The sequence below is a fragment of the Lachnoclostridium edouardi genome (assembly GCF_900240245.1).
In the GTDB taxonomy this organism is placed as follows: Bacteria; Bacillota; Clostridia; order Lachnospirales; family Lachnospiraceae; genus Lachnoclostridium_A; species Lachnoclostridium_A edouardi.
In genome coordinates, this window is sequence record NZ_OESQ01000001.1 from 626,503 (window position 1) to 645,665 (window position 19,163).

The following is a 19,163-nucleotide window of genomic DNA, read 5'->3' on the forward strand; positions in this document are numbered from 1 at the left end:
GCTATTTTACTGATTCATAAAATTATGCCGCATTATATTTTGCTGCAGCTTTTTCTTCCAGAAAGCTTTCAAACTCTTCATTCTCGCCGTAAAACTCAACTGTTAATACTTTTGTCAAATCCAGGCTTAAAACTCCCAAAATAGACTTCGCATCAATAATTACACGATTATAAAACACATTGATATCGAAATCGCATTTCATAGCAGCAGCAACAAATGCTTTTGCATCTGCAACGGTTGGTAATACAATTCTTTTCTGTGTCATAATATTCAACTCCTTTTTCTCTAACATATGCATTTTAAAAGTGTTGAGATATTTATATCATTAAAAATCTGGAATGTCAAATTTCAAGAGATTATGTATTTTTTCCTGATTTCTTGTACATTTTGCTTAATCAACCGTTCAATACTTTTTTTCACATATACAAGTTTATTAACATAATTTCCCAATTTTGATATTCATTCTCATCTTTCCGAAAATAGACCGTTATTTCAGCAAAATCTTCTACTTATTTTTTGTGAAAACTACCTAACGTTTTCACATATCCCCTTATATAAAATCCGGAAAAGCCTTGAATTTCCTTACTTTTTTATTTTTCCTTAATATGAAAGCATTTACATATTTTTTCATATATGCTATATTTTCAATCACATTTTCACTTATTTTTCCCGGAAAACAAAAATAGCTGAGGCTCTGATAAAATCAAAAGCTCCAGCTATTTTTCGTCTTATATAAAGCAGGGGAAGAGGGGCTCGAACCCCCATCTACGGTTTTGGAGACCGCTATTCCACCTGCAAATTTCCTTATTTTATAAGGCTTTCCGCTCTATGCCTTTACTGCGTGACCAAAATCGTGACCCAAACCACTCGTGTTTGTGCGACAATGTGCTTCCGGCTGATCATAATTATTTTACCAAACTATCAAGCAGGAGGCAAGATAATTATGAACAAAAAACCTATGGACGAAACATGGATGACCATTCCAAAAATGATGGAGTATATATCCGTCAGCAGAAAAACCGCTTACAAGCTGATACAAGATAAGAAAATTCCGTCTTACCGTATCAGTGCCCGGAAAACGCTGGTCAAAAAAGAAGATATTGACAAGTACATCATGAAACATCGAAACTAACATCACAAGCAGACCGTCAGACACTTTTGACGGTCTATTTTTTATCATCAAGGCGGAGCGGTTAAAACTGCTCCGCTAATAGTCAATTTTCTTTCCGTGACGCTCTTGTCAATGCACGCTCACGCTCTTCGACATTGACAAAAGCGTCCGCTCCACCAGTCCGCACTTGATAAGGTAACACTAAGCGGCTATACCGTGAGCAAATTTGCATTGACTATATAGAGCGCACCAATCAGATCGCGAATATCAGCCACTATTCTCGATACTGTTGTATGAAATTTTCCAGATGTATAATGTTCAATTTTATGTACTTTAATAATATCCGTAATTGCTTTTTCAAAACACAGCGGAACAATAAGCGCCGCTTTTTGTTTGCGGTTATCGTAAAGACGCAGTATCATTCCACGGGAAAACCATCTTGACCGCCTTCCTCTTTCCAGATTACGCGTAGCAAAATACAAGCGCTCTGCGTGATCTGGAAAGGCATTCGCCATAATCGCATTCTGAAATAAACTTCTCGCTTCCAAAAAGCCCTTTATCATATAGTCTGCAATTCTGTTAATATCATCAACAGAAGCAATTTCCTGAACTGCATGAAAGCCAATTCCATAATCATCTGCATTTCTCAACTGCATAAGTTTTCCGTGCGTTTTCACCCTTATAATACGCCTATAAACTGCGCCTGGCGTAAACGCTGATTTTGGAATGTTCTTTGCAAGAATATGTGCGTGGTAGCCCCCGCCTAAATTCCCGTTTTCGATGACAAGAAAAATCTTTCCGCCCAGCTTTTCCATATCCCTTTTCCACTTCAAACAGATTTCTTTTACTTTGTAATAATCTCGACCGACATCTTTCTTAAAAGTAAATGTAATAAAATGCTCCCATGCATTGCTGTCTATGATTGCTTTGGCAGTCCGGCGACTACGCATAGCAGAAGACCATACACTTGCTTCATAAAAGTTTTTTTCCATAGTCTTTCTTCTCCTCGTCTTTTTCTTTAATTATAAAAATTTATAAGTAAAGTTAATGAAAAAGAACCTTCTCCAATTTTTCGGAAAAGGTTCCGTATGCATTTTTTGCTTACTTTAATAACATTACTGTTATTAGAAGATCTTTTTTCTTTTTAATTCATGAACACTGGACTGTCAGGGTAAATATACCACAGACCATCTTCACCAGCAGTCAACAAAATTTCAAAATGGCGTTCCCCTACATCGCCCCACGCCATTCGATAAGAACCACCAGGAAGACCAAAAATCTCGTCGCTTCTTCCGGTAGACGCCATTGCTTTTCGTCCTGTGGCATTAGTTTCATAACCTGTGTTGTCATAAAAAGCATTCATTTCGATACCTTCTGATGGGATATTATTAAATAATACCTTTGCTGGCCCATAAAAAGAGGAAACCCAATTTTCTCTGGTATCTGTTTCAACTCTCAAAGTTACACCGTTGTACTCGACATTATAGGTTGGTCCCCAGACTCCCTGTCCAATTTCTGTTTTATTTGGCAGCCTATCCACTCCGTCTGCTCCCTTCATACCGACAATTTCCGGGTTCAACACAATCTGCTCAATACTCTTTCCGTCCATGACTGGATTCCCTGTTGTTGTATTGGTCTGCGTAGTAACCTGAGCAGCTAACACTTCATCTCCAAGCTCTCCATGAAACTGCCGTGTCTGTATCACACTATTTTCAACCCATGCGCCATCTGCATTTACAGCGGAGCCGTCCACAGTAGTATTAACTGCTAAATAACCGTTTTCATTAAAATAATAGCACTCTACTGTACCATCACCGTTCCCGTCAATCCATTTCCATTCTTTCATTGGATAGCTTCCGTCCGTTCGCTGCCACCGCCAGCCGCTTGCGTCCTGCTGCCAGTTTCCCATTCCTGCAAACGCCGTCATGCTCATTGCCACACTCATTGCCATAGCTGCCGCCACCATAAAAACCTTCTTTTTCATAGTCATTCTTCTCCTTTGCTTCAATTATTCCCACAAGCATTTTCTAATTGCATTATACAACAACTTGAAAAAATTACAAGGTCACCGTGTATGCTCCTGCGCACGCCCCTTCATTTTTTCTAAAACCCGCTTTGCTAAATCCAGATTACCCTCTACTAAGTTTTCCTTAATCAAGGTTAATGCCTTTATCTGCCTTCCCAACTCTTTCTTTTCTTTTTCCATATCTTTTTTATACTCTCGTATACTTCTGGATTTCTCCGCTTTTTCTGCCGCTACCACCGGCGTGCCACGCTCCACTTCAAACCCAGCTTTTTTCAAGATTTCGGGCAGCTCATCATGCAGTTTCGTTAAGAACTCTCGTGTCATAATCTGCTTGCTGGATAGGCGATGATCTACGGTAATCGGGGTAAAATCGAGGTGCATATGCGGTGTAGCCTCGTCCATATGAATTACCGCAGAAATCAAATTTTCCTTTCCTATCTTATCAGAAAAATGATCTACTACAACAGAACAGTACCTTTTGATATTGTCTGGCCCCTCTATATCAGACGGAACTGTAACAACAAATTCAGCGAGCCAGTTCGCGTCCTTCCTAATTATCTTCTTTTGATATGGAATAACCTCTTTTTCCAGTCTTGCTTTTACCGCTTTATATAACCCGTTCTGTGGTGCAATCAGCGTAATATTGTCTTTCGTTTTCTCTATGTTGATATTTTCATTACTATAAGCTTTATTTAATCTAAAATTATGCCTATCCAATGCTGCAATCTGCCCGGCTTTGTAACTCTGTCCATGCAACGCCAACACGCCCATTCCATCATCACCTTTCTCTCTGTCTACTGCTATAAAAGCCCCAGGCCCCGCCAGTAAGGTCTAACCCGCTAGACCTTACGCCGTAAGGTGCGGGCCCTGCGGGGCTTTCAAATACTAAAATCCTAATCTTGCCAGTTCATCGTCAAGCCGTTCCAGCTCCCGGCGTTCCTGCTCCTCCAACTGCGCCGCAGCCTCAGCGGCCTCCCTAGCCCATACAGCGTACTTTTCTTCCGGTGTAATATAGATTCCATTGAATTGCCATGCTCGGATTACTTGCGCCTGCTGTTGTACTTTTTGCTCCAAACCGTGGACATACTCCACATCAAACTCCCTTTTCATGATGTATACCTCCTAATGGTGTCCGGCAGTCCTCAAAATAGACCGCCATTTCCTTCAATTTCGCTGCCGCCTCGGCCTGTTCCTTAACCCGCCGTTCTCGCCACTCTTTGCGGTATCGCTGATAGAAATACTGTTTCTCCAAATCAGTCAATAACACTCCGTTGGTTTCCCAGAAGGCGAGGGAGGATTGAGTTTCTTTTAGTTCCCTCTTAACCTGTTGCAACTCTCTTTGCAGATCCGCAATAACAACTTTGTCCATAGTAAATGCTCCTTCCAAAATGCGGTTATCGGTTACATAAAAATTATGGTAAAATATCCATCTCGATAGTACAACAACATACAGCATTCAACATACCTTTTCCAGATCTTCTGTAATTTCTATAGAATTGTGACGATAGTATTTATCCATTGTCATTGCAAGGCTTCTATGACCCGCCCACTTCGACACGCTTTGCGGCTTTACCCCTATGTCAACCAGACGGCTAATTCCATCATGTCGTAAATCGTGAGGTGTATGTTTTTCAATGCCTAATCTTTGACAGGCAAGTGTTAAGTTATCACGCAAGCGCCCCTGCAAAATCCGACCTTCATGGGCAAGTTTCTCTGGATTATAAACTTCCCCTGCGGTAAACAACAAATCTTCTGGTTCTTTGCCTCTGCACGCCTCTTCTAAAATACTTCTGCACGCCCGCATAATCGGCACCTTACGGCGGCTGTTATATTTTGGTGGTACAACAATTTTATGTACTTCATCATATTGTCTGCGGACATACAGCATATTTTCCTCCCACAACACATCTTTTACCCGCAGCTCTACCAGTTCCGCAATACGAAGAAACTCATACATAGAAACGACCAAGGCTTTCCCCGTACTATATCCACGATCGCCAGAATTCCATTTGCTGTGGTAGTTATAAGGCTTTGACAGTTCTAAGGCTAACGCTTCCATTTCATTTGCCGTATAAGCCCGCTTATTAGAAGATTCTACTTCGTCCTCAACACTCCAAATATGAGCAATTTGTTTTGATTCTGGAAGTGTACAGCGTGTCATCGGATTCCCACCGTCTGGGTACTTATGCGAAAAGTACATATTTAACATACGCCATCGCTTGAGTAGTGTACTTTTAGAAACGCTATCTTCCGCAATAGTAATAAAATACTTTTGAATAATATCACTGGTAATGTCGCATACTTTATAATCTCCCAATATTTTACAAAGCTGCGTGATCGTGTCCTCATCGGTTTGAACCGTCCTCTTGCTTCGTGGCCGTCCGCTTCTTACTTCGTGGCGCTTATATAGGTCATACCAGTCATTCAAATCTTTAGAAAACAGCACCCGCCCCTCACGCTGATCGGCTTCTCCGTTAATCTTAGCAATCCGTTTCTCTTTGTTCCTTTGCCAAGCCACTTTAGCCAATTCTTTATTTTGATAGCTGCTTCCCTTGCAATCCCACTCCACACCTTTGTAAGTCTCATGGGTTTTGTATACATACCGTCCATCTGCTTCCATGTAATAGCCTGTTTTTTTCTTCATAGCATTTGCCTCCTTGATTTTTGTTAAAAGAATTATGATCTTGGAAGCATTGCCTCAACAAAAAAGTGATATTCCGTGACCAAAAACGAGACCAAAATTTCCGGTCACGAAGTATCACTTAATACCACTTAGTACTACTTAGCAGAAAATAAAAGAACCTTGAAACCCTTATAAAACAAGGACTTCAAGGTTTTTTTCCTTAGCAGGGGAAGAGGGGCTCGAACCCCCATCTACGGTTTTGGAGACCGCTGCTCTACCATTGAACTATTCCCCTAAAACGCAGCTCATTTGTTGTGTACTGGAGTATAATATCACACATTCCCCCGCCTGTCAACTATTTTAATTTTCTTTTTTTCAAAATAATTCCAATTATTTATTCATGGGATTCAATTCTGTCCAGCCTTTCTTGATTCTATAATTCTATAAATGATTATACTTCTTTTTAAAGGCTTCTACCACCACAGGAGGCACAAATTTTGATATATCTGAGTTATAATGAGCCACCTCCCGCACAATAGTGGAGCTTAAAAATGCATATTCCAGGCTGGTGGTAAAGAAAATTGTATCAATATCTGAATCAATTGTGTGATTCGTCTGAGCAATCTGCATCTCATACTCAAAGTCAGTTACTGCCCGCAAACCTCTGATAATCAGTCTGGCGTCATTTTCCCTGGCAAAATCCACTGTCATGCCGTTAAACATTTTCACTGTTACATTTGGAAACTCCCTGGTTACTTCCTCCAGCATCTGAACCCGCTCTTCCAGGGTAAATAAAGGAGTCTTCACATAATTTACCAGGATTCCTATTACCAGCTGATCCACCACCTTTGCCGCTCTTTTTATTATATCTAAATGGCCCAGCGTAACCGGGTCAAAGCTGCCTGGGTAAACTGCCTTTATCATTTGTTTTCCTCCTAATTCCAATTTCATATTGGAATAGTATACTACAGAAGAATATATTATGTCAAAGACATACTTGTATTTTTTCTTTCGCCTGATTTCTCAGGTAATTGCACTGATAGCCTCTCTCAGATTTTTTACGCCTATAAGGCGGATTTTATCTGTCCGTTTTATTTTTTCCAGACATATTTCCGGTAAAATACAGGTGTCAAATCCCAGTTTCACAGCCTCGTTTACTCTTTGCTCTGCCTGGGAAACTGCCCTCACCTCCCCCGACAATCCTACCTCCCCGAATATAATGGTCCCGGGGCTGACAGGTTTGTCCTTTAAGCTGGAAATCAAGGCCATAACAATAGCCAGGTCTAATGCAGGTTCATTCATTTTCATGCCTCCTGCAATATTTACATAAGCGTCATATCTGGACATTTCATAACGGCATCGCTTTTCTAAAACTGCCATAAGCAGATTTACTCTGTTGTAATCTGTTCCCGCCGCGGTTCTTCTGGGCATTCCAAAATTAGTGGTAGTTACAAGGGCCTGAACCTCCACTAAAATAGGTCTGGTGCCCTCCATAGAACATGCCACCACTGCCCCGGATGCGTCCTCCGGCCGGCCGTTTAACATAAACTCCGACGGATTTTTCACCTGGCGCAGGCCTTTCTCCTCCATCTCGAACACGCCGATTTCATTTGTAGAGCCAAACCTGTTTTTTACTCCTCTAAGGATTCTGTAAGCAGCGCTTCTGTCCCCCTCAAAGTACAGCACTGTGTCCACCATATGCTCCAGCACTCTGGGACCTGCCACCACTCCCTCTTTTGTCACATGGCCTACAATAAAAACAGCGATTCCCAGCCCCTTAGCCAGCTGCATCAAAAGATTGGTAGACTCTCTCACCTGACTGACGCTGCCTGGGGCGGAACTTATTTCCTCCCTGTACATGGTCTGAATGGAATCAATAACCACCATATCAGGTTTTTCTTCTCTGATAGATTCTTCTATAGCCTCCAGATTTGTCTCGCACAAAAAACGCAGGTCTCCTGTAACCTGTCCAATACGGTTGGCTCTCAGCTTAATCTGCTTTAAAGATTCCTCCCCGGAAATATACAGTACCTTTTTCCCTGCGGCGGCAATATTTCTGCACACCTGCAGCAAAAGGGTGGACTTTCCGATTCCAGGATCTCCCCCTACAAGCACCAGAGAACCCGCCACAATTCCGTCTCCTAAAACCCTGTCCAGCTCTTCAAATCCTGTTGGAATCCTGTCTCCGTCATCTAAAGAAATCTCATTTAAGAACGCCGGCTTTGCTGCCGGCGTTCTCCTTAAAAGTCCGGATACACCGGACTTTTCTCTTTTTATGACGGGTTCTTCTACAAAGGTATTCCATTCCTTGCAGGCCGGGCACTGGCCCATCCACTTTGGGGATTCAAATCCGCACTCCTTACAGAAATATACCGTCTTGCTTTTTGCCATTATCTCCCCACAATTCTGACCGATACGGCCACTCCCTCGCTAAGCTCTACGCTGGCTACCAGCTTTCCGCTTATATTAGTTACCATGCCTCCTACTGCAGCTTCGTCTACAAACACTTCGTACTCTCTACCGTCCTCTACCTGGATCGTGATCTGGGCGTCCTGATCTCCCTCTACTGTAAATTCTACACTGTCTCCTGTCTCCCTGAAATGCTCTACCGCCGTTCCAGGCACAGATTCATATACAAACATACCGTTTCTTTCCAGCTTTGTAATTTCCTTAAAAGTTTTAACCTTATATAAATCTCCGTTGTGCTCAAAGTCTTGTAATTTAGTTTTCTGGCTTAATTTGTAGTTTCCGAAACTGATGGATCCATCCTGCTCTGTGCGGATTAATTCTTCAATTACTGGCATGTTTATGTCCTCCTGGTATCTTTCTTATCCTCTCGTCTGCTAAGCTGACTGATATTCAAATTATACACTAACCATAGTGATTTTGCTAGTGGTTTATGGTTTCCATAACAGAAAATTTAAGCATCTTGTCCTCCTCTGTTACCTCCACTGTATCCCCGCCTTTTACCTTGCCATCTAAAATTTCCTCTGCTAGTCTGTCCTCTATATAGCTTTGAATTGTACGGCGCAAAGGCCTTGCCCCGTACTTTTCATCATAGCCCTTATCAATTAAAAACTCTTTAGCCTTATCGTCTACTATAAGATTTAAATTCATCTGCTGCACAGTTCTCTTTCCTATTACAGAAATCATAATCTCAGCAATTTGCTTAATGTGCTGACGGTTTAACGGATGGAATACAATAATATCGTCGATTCTGTTTAAAAACTCCGGTTTAAACAGCCGTTTTACCTCCTCCATCACCCTTTCCTTCATAAAACGGTAATTTTCCTTTTCATCGCTGGCAGAAGCAAATCCCAGCCTCTTAGGGGAAATAATATTTTCCGCCCCTGCGTTGGAAGTCATAATCAGCACTGTATTTTTAAAATCTATTTTTCTGCCCTGTGCATCTGTAATGTGGCCGTCGTCTAATACCTGAAGGAGAATATTGAACACATCAGGATGAGCTTTTTCAATTTCGTCAAACAAAATCACTGAATAAGGATTCCGTCTTACCTTTTCGCTTAGCTGTCCCCCCTCGTCATATCCGACATAACCTGGAGGGGAACCAATCATTTTAGATACGCTGTGCTTTTCCATATACTCAGACATATCTACTCTGATTAACGAGCCTTCTGTTCCAAACATGGCCTCTGAAAGTGCTTTAGAAAGCTCTGTTTTTCCCACGCCGGTAGGTCCTAAAAACAGGAAGGAGCCAATAGGCCTTTTAGGATCTTTTAATCCTACTCTGCCTCTGCGGATAGCCTTGGACACCGCCGTAACTGCCTCGTCCTGTCCTACAACTCTCTTGTGCAGAATTTCCTCCAGCTTTCTCAATCTTTCCGACTCCTCCTCAGCCAGCTTTTTCACCGGTATTTTTGTCCATCCGGCTACAATATCTGCAATTTCTCCTTCTCCCACAACCAACTTTCTGGTAGCCTTATCTTTTTCCCACTTAGCTTTAATTTTATCTATTTTTTCCTTTTTCTTTTCCTGACGCTTTTTAATATCCCCGGCTTTTTCATATGCTTCAGATTTTATAGCCGCTTCCTTCTGCTTTTCCAGATTGTCAATATCTTTCAAAAGCACTTTCATCTCCCCAGGCTCCACATAGTTGGAAAGGCGCACTTTAGAGGAAGCTTCGTCAATCAAGTCAATGGCCTTATCCGGCAAAAATCTGTCGTTAATATACCTGGCTGAAAGCTTTACCGCGGCCAAAACCGCATCGTCTGTAATCGTTACCTTGTGATGCTCTTCATACTTGCCCTTTAAGCCTCTCAGTATTGCTACAGACTCATCTTCAGACGGCTCATCTACTACTACAGGCTGGAAACGGCGCTCTAAGGCTGCATCCTTTTCTATATATTTTCTGTATTCTTCTATAGTGGTGGCGCCAATCAGCTGCAGCTCTCCTCTGGCTAAGGACGGTTTTAAAATGTTGGAGGCGTCAATGGCCCCTTCTGCCCCTCCTGCTCCAATAATGGTGTGAATCTCATCAATAAACAGCAGAACCTCCCCGTCCTCTCTTACCTCGGACAGCACCTTTTTGATTCTTTCCTCAAATTCTCCTCTGTACTTAGAGCCTGCAACCATTCCTGACAGATCTAGGGTAAGCACTCTTTTCCCGGCAATGGTTTCCGGCACATTTCCCCCGGCAACCATTTGGGCCAGCCCTTCCACCACAGCTGTTTTTCCCACTCCCGGCTCACCAATTAAACATGGATTATTTTTTGTTCTTCTGCTGAGAATCTGAATAACCCTTTGCATCTCTGTCTCTCTTCCAATAACAGGGTCCAACTTTCCGGCTGCTGCCAGGGCTGTAAGATCCCTGCTGTAGGTATTTAACGTAGGCGTTTCCTTCCTGCTTTTTCCCGGCTGTATATCATCCTTTACAGCCGGGGCATCTTCCCCCATAGCTGCAAATAAGTCTATATAAATTTTCTGTACTGATACTCCCATAGTATTTAATACTCTGGTAGCCACACAGTCGTTTTCCCTGATTATAGAGATTAAAATGTGTTCAGTGCCAATTAAAGGAGCTTTAAATCTTACAGCCTCATGGTAGCTGTTCTCCAGAATTTTTCTTGCCCTGGGCGTAAAACTTCCTTCCTCCACTCTCACTGCCTGATTAAAGGAAAGCAGCTCGCTGATTAATTCCAGCACCTTTTCTTCCTGTACCCCGCACTCCTCCAGTACTCTGGCAGCTACGCCGTTTTCTTCTCTGAGAAGACCCATAAGTAAATGCTCAGTCCCCACAGAATGATGTCCCAGCTCTCTTGCTGTCTCCCTGGACAGCTCTATGGCCGTTCTGGCCTGAGGAGTAAATCTTTCAAATCCATCTATCATTTTGTAAATATCCTCCTGATTATTTTAATTCCGGCAGACGGTTTCTGATATAGCTGGCTCTGGCCACGTCCAGCTCCTCTCTGCCTAAGGGCCTATCCGCCCCATCCTGAAGATTCGCTCTCTGTATCCCCAACATAATACTGTAAATAGAACAAGGCTCTTTTAATGTTAAAAGCCCGTCTGACACTCCTGTCATTACATGGGACAGGAAAACCATAGCGTCCTTCCAGGCCAGCCTTCTGGCATATTTTAACACGCCGTAGGATTTATATGCCTCGTCAGTCCGTTCTAACCGATGAGAGGACAACGCCATCTCCCTTACCTTACTTTCCTGGCTATTTAGCTGGACCGCCACCTTGCCTACTAAATCTACAATCTCCTGTTCGCTGACTCCCAAAGTCTTCTGATTGGAAATTACATATAAAGATCCTGCATTTTCACTGCCTTCTCCATATATTCCCCTAATCCTTGTTCCAAAGCGGCTCATTTCTCCCAACAAATTGGTAAACTTTTTGCCCATAGAAAGGGTGGGCAGATGAATCAGCACAGAAGCTCTCATTCCTGTACCTACATTTGTGGGATAAGATGTTAAATAGCCGTATTTTTCATGGTATGCATATGAAAATCTGGCGTTAATAAAATCGTCCATCTTATCTGCCTTTTCCCACAGTCCTCCCAGACATAGGCCAGAGCCTAGCAGTTGGATTCTGATATGATCGTCGCCATTTAAAATAATACTGGAGCTTTCATCCTCAGATAAAATCAACCCTGCCGGCTCTGTCTTTTTTTCTAAGGCCTCGTTAATCAGCCGCCTTTCTCTCAAAGCTGTTTTTTCCAGGGAGCTTAATTGATTTAATTCTAAAAATTCATATCCGTCGTCAATAGCCTGGGGAATATCCCGCATCCCCTCCTTCAGCTTGCACACAAGAGCTGCCCCCTCCTTCTCTGTAAGCTTTCCCGGAAATTCATAGCTGTCCAGATTCCTGGCAAGGCGAATTCTGCTGTACACTATATTAGGGTTTTCTTTTTCTGTCTGTTCAAACCATTTAAGCATTTCCCACTTCACCTGCCTTTATCTCTCTGATTTTATCTCTCAGCATTGCAGCCGTCTCATAATCTTCTCTGTCCACTGCAGCCTTTAACCTCCTATCTAAAATAGCTACCTGATCTGCAGGAGAATCATTTTCCTTTTTTTCTTTCACCTCACTGGGCGCCTCCATTTTCGCAGGCTGATACTTAGGCCTTTTTCCCTTGTGGCTGTCGCTGCCCTGAAGCTGTTTAATATTATCGCTGATAAACAAATCAAATACTTCATAGCAGTCCTGACAGCCAAACTGGCTGTTTTTTACAAACTCTCCATAGCTGGTTTTGCAGGTAGGACATACTACCTGAGCCATCTTTGCCTCCTTCTGGCTGCTGTCCCCCACAGCCAGCAAACTGGACAGCAGCTTTCCTAAAGGAAAATCGCTGTCAAAAATATTAGAGTACTGCCCAAAGTCCAGACTTTTGGCACATTGGGTACAGAAATTATGTTCTGTTTTTACTCCATCCACAACCTCCGTGTACTGGATTGTTGCTTCTCTTATTTTACATTTTTCACATAACATATTGGACCTCCAATTCGGAATATCTTCTTAAATCCCGGAAAATTCCCTGTATATTTCATCTACCAGCTGGTGAGCTTCTTTGCAGCTAATATTTTTACATGCTCCTCTGGCTAAAACTACTCCCAGCTCCCGACGCATCTCTTTTATTGCATTCATTTTATTTATATCTAAACAAACTACAGCGCCTTTTCTTCTGTCCAGCCTGACAAATCCTTCCTGCCTTAAAACAGAATATGCTTTATTTACTGTATGCATGTTAATTCCCACATACTCTGCCATCTGGCGAACAGAAGGCAGCACCTCACCTTCTCTGATCCGCTCTGTAGCAATCCCCAGAATAATCTGATTGCAAAGCTGAATATAGTAGGCCTCATCACTATTAAAATCAATTTCTACTATCACTGTCTCACCATCTTTCGTTATATCTGTTATAGTTACAGTGTAACAAATTGAAGTCCAATCGTCAAGAAGGAAAAGAAAAATAAGGGCGCTGCAAACCGTTTTCCTTTGTATGCAGCGCCTTTAAACTCCTATGTATTACAGATCCAGATCAATAAAATCAAAATCGCTATCTTCCTCTGAATCTTTTTGTTTTTTCTTCTGATCCTTAGAAACATCTTCTGAATCATCCTCTTCCAGATCTACAGCTTCCAGATCATCCTCCTCCAAGTCCTCATATATATCCAGGTCATCATCTAAGTCTGTAATTTCCTGACTGTCCTCAAGATCCTGATCTAAGTCCACGACTTCTAAATCTTCCTCATCATTTTTATTTAAGTTTTCCTCAGAAGCATGGTCCAGATCTATGATCTCCAGGTCGTCGTCTATTATCTGATCTTCAGGCTCCTTAGCTGCTGCTAATTCTGCTCTGGCCTTGCTGCGGCCTGCATTTTTTCTTTCTCTTTCCGGCTCTGGATTTCTCTTTCCTCCTGATTTTTTAGCCAGGAGAATCACTGCGGCCAAAAGAACTGCCAAACCTGCTGCCAAACCAATGATTACAAGGCCTCTCATCTCATATTGATGGAGAAGATCTTTATATGTTGTCACAACCTCTTTATACTGTTCATCTGAAATTCCGCCGGCTCCAGGAGGGTCCTGCAGATATCTTTGAATCGTGTTTTCCTTCAGATCATAGCGGTACAGCGCCTTTTCTCCGTTCCAGTTCATTCCGTAGAACAGCCAGTATTCAGGATTTTCCTCCCCTGCCGGCACCCAACCGGAAGCCTGTCTGCCGTCCTGAAGATTCATAATTCCCTCAGTAAAGCCTTCTGGAATTACTACGGAGCTGTCTACAGGCAGAAGTACAATGGCCTTGGAGGTAGTGGAGATTTCCATATAAGCCGTCCATGTATCTGCCGATTCATTGTAAATATAGAAGGCTCCTGTTCCGTCGTCAGCTACCAGATAAAGCAGCAGCAAATCTTTTTCCAGCCCCTTGGCAGCCGTCACTTCATTGCCCTTATATGTATAATTTACTGCCTCAAATCCCTCTGGAAGAGTAAGACTGTCAAATGTGGTGGCAACTGTATACTGAACGTCCCCGATTACTGCAGTCAGATCCCCGATTACTTCTCCTGTGTTGCTTGCTCCGCCCTCTACCTTGGACACTGTAAGCACATAAGTTTTCGTCTGGCCGTCCTGAGCAGTTACCTTGCACTGTACTGTGTTGTCTCCCATTTGAAGGTCAGAGTTGCCCTCCACAGTAACTGTAGCGTTGGAATCATTGGACTCTGCGCTGACAGCCAGTTTAGACACATCAGTTCCCACCTGAACAGTGTAACTTTCTACTGACGGATCAAAATCCGGTGTTAAAGTACCTGGTGAAACCTTTAAAGACTTTAAGGTTGCATCTCCTGAAAAGCTTTCAGGGGAAGATATAGTTACAGAAGAGCTGCCCTGCTTATCTACTGAAGCCAGCTGCGCGTCCCCGTCGTAAATCTCCTGGTCCTGAACAGTAATCTGTGTAGAGCCGGCTTGAAGAGCCTTAAATTTTAAAGTAGTAGTCATCAGCTGATTATTTCCGCTGTCTGCCTCAGGCTTTACGCTGATGGAACCTGCCCCTCCGCTGGCATTTGTCCCACTGACAAATTCCAACGCCGCTGCGTCGTAAGTAAGCATAATTGTTCCGTGATCTAAGGCGTCCCCGCTGAGAGAGCTGACCTTCATTGTCACAGTAACCTCAGCTCCCACTGTAGCTGTAGGATCTGAAAAGGCAATTCTTACGTTAGAAGCAAAGGCAGTAATGGTTTGGAACAGCATCATCGCAGATAATGCGGCGGCTGCTGAAATCCCTTTTAAAAAATTCATTTTATTTTTCTTCATTGTATTTCCTGCCTCTCATTATACATGGTATTCAAATTCTTTTTCCGGCCGGAGAGCTGCTCCTAAAGGAGACAGCACCTCTCCTCCTTGTGATTCTCCCGGTCCGATTACTACTCCAGGCCCTCCTGAGCTTGTATCTGAATTGTCAGAAGAGCTGCCTCCCGGACTTCCAGGTGAAGTTCCTGCTCCTCCTGTGCCCTGAGTATAAGTAGGACCGTTTGCCTGCCTGATTACATGAAGCACATACTCGCGGACAGAGCCGTTTTCTGCTTTGACTGTAATCTTAATTTCATTAATTCCGCTTTGTAAATCAACAGTTCCCGTGCCGCTTACTGTTGCCTTAGAGTCTATAGCTCCCGCCTGTACATTTACACTGGAAACAGACTGGTCTACAATCAAGTCGTAGGAATATGTATCCATATTAAAGGTTGGAGTTAATGCAAAGCCGTCTACGCCTAATCCTGACAGCTTGTTGTTTGGACTGCCTGTAATAGTAGGTTTCGCGCACGGAGATGCAGGCATATTATTGTACACAGGAATTTTAAACTCCAAAGCCGTGTTTTTCAGGTCGTCATTGTACGCACTTGCCATATGGTATCCTTCTGAGGCCGCGGCCTGAATATTTGTCATATATTGATGCTTGTACAAATTGGCGCCCTGCACATTAAACTTTTTCAAATAAAATGTATCCTGGCCTACATTGACAAAGTTTGTCCCATAATATTCTGCCCCGCCTAAAATCGCTTTTTCCGGACTGTTCCACGGTCTGCTGTAACTGCCTGACTGGGAGGCATACCACAAACCTCTTTCTACAGCTCCCATAGAGTCTGTAGCATAGGCTCCAATATTGTAAAAGTTGTAGTAGCCTTCATATCCGGACCTGGTTCCGGACACACTGTCGCTGCCCTGTTTTCCCACTTCCTGAATAATCATGGCCGCCAGCACATAAGGATTTACTCCTGACTGAGAACCGGCGTTTAAAATCACCTGGGCATAATCAATATTCCCTGACGGAGAAATATTTACAGTGGAAGTATTATCCCCGCTTCCAGGGCTGTCTCCGTCTATATTCATCCCCGGTCCATAGCTGCTGGTCAATCTTTTCAGACTGTAGCTGCTGATTGAAGCCATAGGACCTTCAAAAGAAATCCCCTGATCTCCGCTGCCTGTAGGGGCGCTGCTGTCAATATTTCCCTGACTGCCTGAGGAAGAATTTCCTCCAGGCTGTCCTCCTGCCCACGGTCCTTCCTCCCCTGAGCTGCCGGAGCTTTCTGAAGAGCCGGAAGTACTTCCCCCTCCTGGTCCGCCGGAAACTGTTCCCCCTGATGAACTGCCATCTGATGATGAGCCTTCGCCTGCTGTTTGGTTGCTTTCCATAAAAGTGCCCTTCAGCATAGTTCTCAGTCCGTCTGCCGTATGTACGGAACCGTCGTATCTTTGAAGTAAAAACTGAAATACATAATCTTCATCTAAAAAATTTCTGGGGTCCATATAGTAGCGGATAATATCTTCAGAAGCTGCCACCCAGGAGCTTCCGTCAAATCCCGGCCAGACTCCTGTGCTCCAGTCATAGGCATTATCTGCTGTAGATTTCCAGGAAGAAATGCTGCTGCTTGCCACCAGGTTTCTTCCCACCACCGCTTCATTTTCAATAACAGTATTCCAGTCCAGCCCTGTTTTCTGGGCTCTGAAAACCCATTGGGGATGAGCTGCATGTAAGGCTCTCAGACTATCTTTATAGCTGTCGGGAAACCCTTCTTCATTTAAGAAATTTTCAAAATCTGCATCCGCAGAATAGGCTGTGGGAAATCTTAAATAGCTGTTGGAAACATAACCTATAGTTTCTGCTCCCCCGCTGCCTGTAAAACGGATCTGATACCATCTTACTCCATCAGATGCCGTGTCTTCCCCTACTACAGTCACTCCTGTTCCGTTAGACAGCTTTCCTACAATAGAATAGGACGTGCCGGGGCCGCTTCTTACATTTAAACTGGTGGCTTTTACCGTGGCCCTTTTCTCTGTATAAGCATATGTTTCATAAGAAGGAGCTAATCCTGCCGCCGGCAGCTGAAACATTAATACTGCCCCTAAAAGCAAGGCTGCTCTCTTCTTTGCTGTGTGCTTCACCATATATTTTTCTCCTATAAATATCAAGTACACCATTCATTTCCCATAGCAGGAAAGTATTAGCTTTTTATGGCATTATACCCATTATAATGACAAAGCCAAGACTATGTCAACCAATTCAAAGAAAGTTCACACAATTAAACTGAATTGTAAGGTTTCCTTAATGAATCTAAGGGCCAACGCAGAAGTTACATTGAATTAATGAAGAGAAAATGTTAGTATATATTTATTATTACCACATTCTTGAAAAAGGGGAAGCATCATATGGAACATGCCACAGAACACTGTACCTGCTGCCGCAACTTTTGCCCTATAGGAGATTTACAGTGCAGAAAAGGGAAAGAAAAGACTGCAGAAAGGTTAAAGGAAATGAATCGTGTAAACGCAGAGAAAGAACAGAAGACATGAACAAACTGCCCTTCAGCTTATGCAAACTGAAGGGCAGTAATTTTTTATTTCACTCGTTCCTCGTTCCATAAAAACTACGGGAACCCCAAACCTCGCTAACGCGAACTTTGGGTAGCAAATAGTTTCGCGCTTTGACGCTCACCTATTTTTTATACAGGATATGCTTTGCTCTTAGTATCTGCAGCTTCTGCATCTACTTTTGTCTGCTGAGCTTCTCTGTATTTGAAGAACTCTTCTGCTACCTTAGGGAACAGAGCGTAGGATAAAACATCTTCATCCTGCTGTTTCCACTGAGCGCATTCTTTCTCAAACTGAGGCAGCTGAGGAGGAATCAGGTCTGCAGGTCTGCAGGTAATTGGAGTCTCATCTCCAATAATCTTTTTCTGAACCTCTGGGTTAAACGGCTTTACAGTCTGTCCAAATTCGCCCATCATAATCTTCTTGGATTCTTTCGGAACTATTTTGTAACGCTCTCCTGCAATAATGTTCATAACAGCCTGTGTACCAACAATCTGAGAAGAAGGTGTTACCAGAGGCGGCTCTCCAAAGTCCTTACGAACTCTTGGAATCTCCTCTAAAACTTCACGGTACTTGTCTTCCTGTCCTGCTTCCTTCAGCTGGGAAACAAGGTTGGAAAGCATACCGCCTGGCACCTGATACTGAAGAGTCTTAATGTTAACGCCCAGAACCTTTGGATTTAAAAGGCCGCTTTCTAATGCCTGCTCCCGAAGTGGAAGGAAGTAATCAGCGATCTCTGCCAGTAAAGTCTGATCATATCCAGTGTCATATGGTGTGCCGCGGAAAGTCTCAACCATAACTTCTGTAGCTGGCTGGCTGGTTCCTAAAGCAAAAGGACTCATTGCACAGTCAATAATATCACATCCTGCCTCTACTGCCTTTAAGTAAGTCATAGAAGCAACGCCTGATGTATAATGTGTGTGCAGGTCGATAGGCAGTTTTGTGGATTCCTTCAATGCGGAAACCAGTTCTTCTGCTGCATATGGTGTAAGAAGTCCTGCCATATCTTTGATACACAGGGAATCAGCGCCCATATCCTCAATCTTCTTTGCAATGTCTTTCCAGTAATCCATGGTGTAGGCCTCTCCCAGAGTATAGCTGAGAGCGATCTGCGCATGAGCTTTTTCTTTATTAGCTGCTTTTACAGCTGTCTGCAGGTTGCGGATATCGTTCAGACAGTCGAAGATTCTGATAATATCAATACCGTTTGCCACAGATTTCTGTACAAAGTATTCTACTACGTCATCTGCATAGTGGTTGTATCCAAGGATATTCTGGCCTCTGAACAGCATCTGAAGCTTTGTGTTTTTAAAGCCTGCTCTCAGCTTGCGCAGTCTCTCCCATGGATCTTCTTTTAAGAAACGCAGGGAAGCATCAAAGGTTGCGCCGCCCCAGCATTCTACTGCATAGTAACCAACCTGATCCATCTTATCAATGATAGGAAGCATCTGTTCGGTTGTCATTCTGGTTGCGATTAAAGACTGGTGTGCGTCACGAAGGACTGTCTCCACAATCTTAACCGGCTTTTTCTCTATCTCTGCCATGTTATTTCCTCCTGAAAATTATACTTTGCCG

At 43.2% G+C, this 19,163-nt stretch carries 19 protein-coding genes and 2 tRNA genes; 2 read left to right on the forward strand and 19 right to left on the reverse strand.

Going from position 1 to position 19,163, the window contains the following annotated elements; translation table 11 throughout:
- Positions 1–22: 22 nt before the first annotated feature.
- Together C1A07_RS02865 and C1A07_RS16140 are read right to left on the reverse strand one after the other, a co-directional pair.
- A complete protein-coding gene (locus C1A07_RS02865) occupies positions 23–265 on the reverse strand; it encodes an HPr family phosphocarrier protein (protein WP_101875774.1) in 243 nt (80 codons plus the stop codon).
- Positions 266–738: 473 nt separating this feature from the next.
- Positions 739–806 (reverse strand) — tRNA-Trp (locus C1A07_RS16140).
- Between the two features lie 137 nt (positions 807–943).
- Here C1A07_RS16140 and C1A07_RS02870 point away from each other — a divergent pair.
- Entirely contained in the window at positions 944–1,132 is a 189-nt protein-coding gene (locus tag C1A07_RS02870; protein ID WP_180952161.1) for a helix-turn-helix domain-containing protein, read from the forward strand.
- A gap of 188 nt (positions 1,133–1,320) precedes the next feature.
- Here C1A07_RS02870 and C1A07_RS02875 read toward each other — a convergent pair whose 3' ends face one another.
- From C1A07_RS02875 to C1A07_RS02950, 16 genes are all read right to left on the reverse strand, one after another.
- Positions 1,321–2,103: a hypothetical protein gene (locus tag C1A07_RS02875; RefSeq protein WP_101875776.1), complete on the reverse strand. Its 783-nt coding sequence runs from the start codon at positions 2,101–2,103 to the stop codon at positions 1,321–1,323.
- Between the two features lie 152 nt (positions 2,104–2,255).
- Positions 2,256–3,095, reverse strand: coding sequence for a hypothetical protein (locus C1A07_RS02880; RefSeq protein WP_101875777.1), 840 nt, complete (start codon positions 3,093–3,095; stop codon positions 2,256–2,258).
- 81 nt (positions 3,096–3,176) lie between these two features.
- The gene (gene mobV, locus C1A07_RS02885) at positions 3,177–3,908 is read right to left on the reverse strand and encodes a MobV family relaxase (RefSeq protein WP_101875778.1); all 732 of its coding nucleotides are present in this window, start codon (positions 3,906–3,908) and stop codon (positions 3,177–3,179) included.
- 114 nt (positions 3,909–4,022) lie between these two features.
- Entirely contained in the window at positions 4,023–4,247 is a 225-nt protein-coding gene (locus tag C1A07_RS02890) for a hypothetical protein (protein ID WP_101875779.1), read from the reverse strand.
- Positions 4,231–4,506: a hypothetical protein gene (locus C1A07_RS02895; protein ID WP_101875780.1), complete on the reverse strand. Its 276-nt coding sequence runs from the start codon at positions 4,504–4,506 to the stop codon at positions 4,231–4,233. The genes C1A07_RS02890 and C1A07_RS02895 overlap by 17 nt, the downstream gene beginning before the upstream one ends.
- Positions 4,507–4,593: 87 nt before the next feature.
- A complete protein-coding gene (locus C1A07_RS02900) occupies positions 4,594–5,781 on the reverse strand; it encodes a tyrosine-type recombinase/integrase (protein ID WP_101875781.1) in 1,188 nt (395 codons plus the stop codon).
- A 203-nt stretch (positions 5,782–5,984) separates the two neighbouring features.
- A tRNA-Trp gene (locus C1A07_RS02905) sits at positions 5,985–6,055 on the reverse strand.
- A 146-nt stretch (positions 6,056–6,201) separates the two neighbouring features.
- Positions 6,202–6,684, reverse strand: coding sequence for a pantetheine-phosphate adenylyltransferase (coaD, locus tag C1A07_RS02910; protein ID WP_101875782.1), 483 nt, complete (start codon positions 6,682–6,684; stop codon positions 6,202–6,204).
- Positions 6,685–6,783: 99 nt separating this feature from the next.
- Positions 6,784–8,151 carry a DNA repair protein RadA gene (gene radA / locus C1A07_RS02915; protein WP_101875783.1) on the reverse strand — a complete coding sequence of 456 codons (1,368 nt, stop codon included), beginning with the start codon at positions 8,149–8,151 and terminating at the stop codon, positions 6,784–6,786.
- Positions 8,151–8,564, reverse strand: a complete 414-nt coding sequence (locus C1A07_RS02920) for an endosialidase (RefSeq protein WP_101875784.1) — start codon at positions 8,562–8,564, stop codon at positions 8,151–8,153. The genes radA and C1A07_RS02920 overlap by 1 nt, the downstream gene beginning before the upstream one ends.
- Before the next feature lie 85 nt (positions 8,565–8,649).
- Positions 8,650–11,106, reverse strand: a complete 2,457-nt coding sequence (locus C1A07_RS02925) for an ATP-dependent Clp protease ATP-binding subunit (RefSeq protein WP_101875785.1) — start codon at positions 11,104–11,106, stop codon at positions 8,650–8,652.
- A 19-nt stretch (positions 11,107–11,125) separates the two neighbouring features.
- Complete coding sequence (locus tag C1A07_RS02930) at positions 11,126–12,160, reverse strand: ATP--guanido phosphotransferase (RefSeq protein ID WP_101875786.1); 1,035 nt, start codon at positions 12,158–12,160, stop codon at positions 11,126–11,128.
- Complete coding sequence (locus C1A07_RS02935) at positions 12,153–12,713, reverse strand: UvrB/UvrC motif-containing protein (RefSeq protein ID WP_101875787.1); 561 nt, start codon at positions 12,711–12,713, stop codon at positions 12,153–12,155. Before C1A07_RS02935 ends, C1A07_RS02930 begins: the two co-directional genes overlap by 8 nt.
- A gap of 27 nt (positions 12,714–12,740) precedes the next feature.
- Positions 12,741–13,115, reverse strand: coding sequence for a GntR family transcriptional regulator (locus C1A07_RS02940; RefSeq protein ID WP_101875788.1), 375 nt, complete (start codon positions 13,113–13,115; stop codon positions 12,741–12,743).
- A gap of 135 nt (positions 13,116–13,250) precedes the next feature.
- Positions 13,251–15,035, reverse strand: a complete 1,785-nt coding sequence (locus C1A07_RS02945) for a cadherin-like beta sandwich domain-containing protein (protein WP_101875789.1) — start codon at positions 15,033–15,035, stop codon at positions 13,251–13,253.
- Positions 15,036–15,053: 18 nt separating this feature from the next.
- Entirely contained in the window at positions 15,054–17,165 is a 2,112-nt protein-coding gene (locus tag C1A07_RS02950; RefSeq protein WP_101875790.1) for an SH3 domain-containing protein, read from the reverse strand.
- A gap of 261 nt (positions 17,166–17,426) precedes the next feature.
- On the opposite strand from C1A07_RS02950, the gene C1A07_RS16145 reads away from it, so the two are divergent.
- Entirely contained in the window at positions 17,427–17,570 is a 144-nt protein-coding gene (locus tag C1A07_RS16145; protein ID WP_180952162.1) for a hypothetical protein, read from the forward strand.
- Positions 17,571–17,719: 149 nt separating this feature from the next.
- Here C1A07_RS16145 and C1A07_RS02955 read toward each other — a convergent pair whose 3' ends face one another.
- Positions 17,720–19,132 (reverse strand): oxaloacetate decarboxylase subunit alpha, encoded by a 1,413-nt coding sequence (locus C1A07_RS02955; protein WP_101875791.1) that lies wholly within the window; start codon positions 19,130–19,132, stop codon positions 17,720–17,722.
- Positions 19,133–19,163 lie beyond the last annotated feature (31 nt).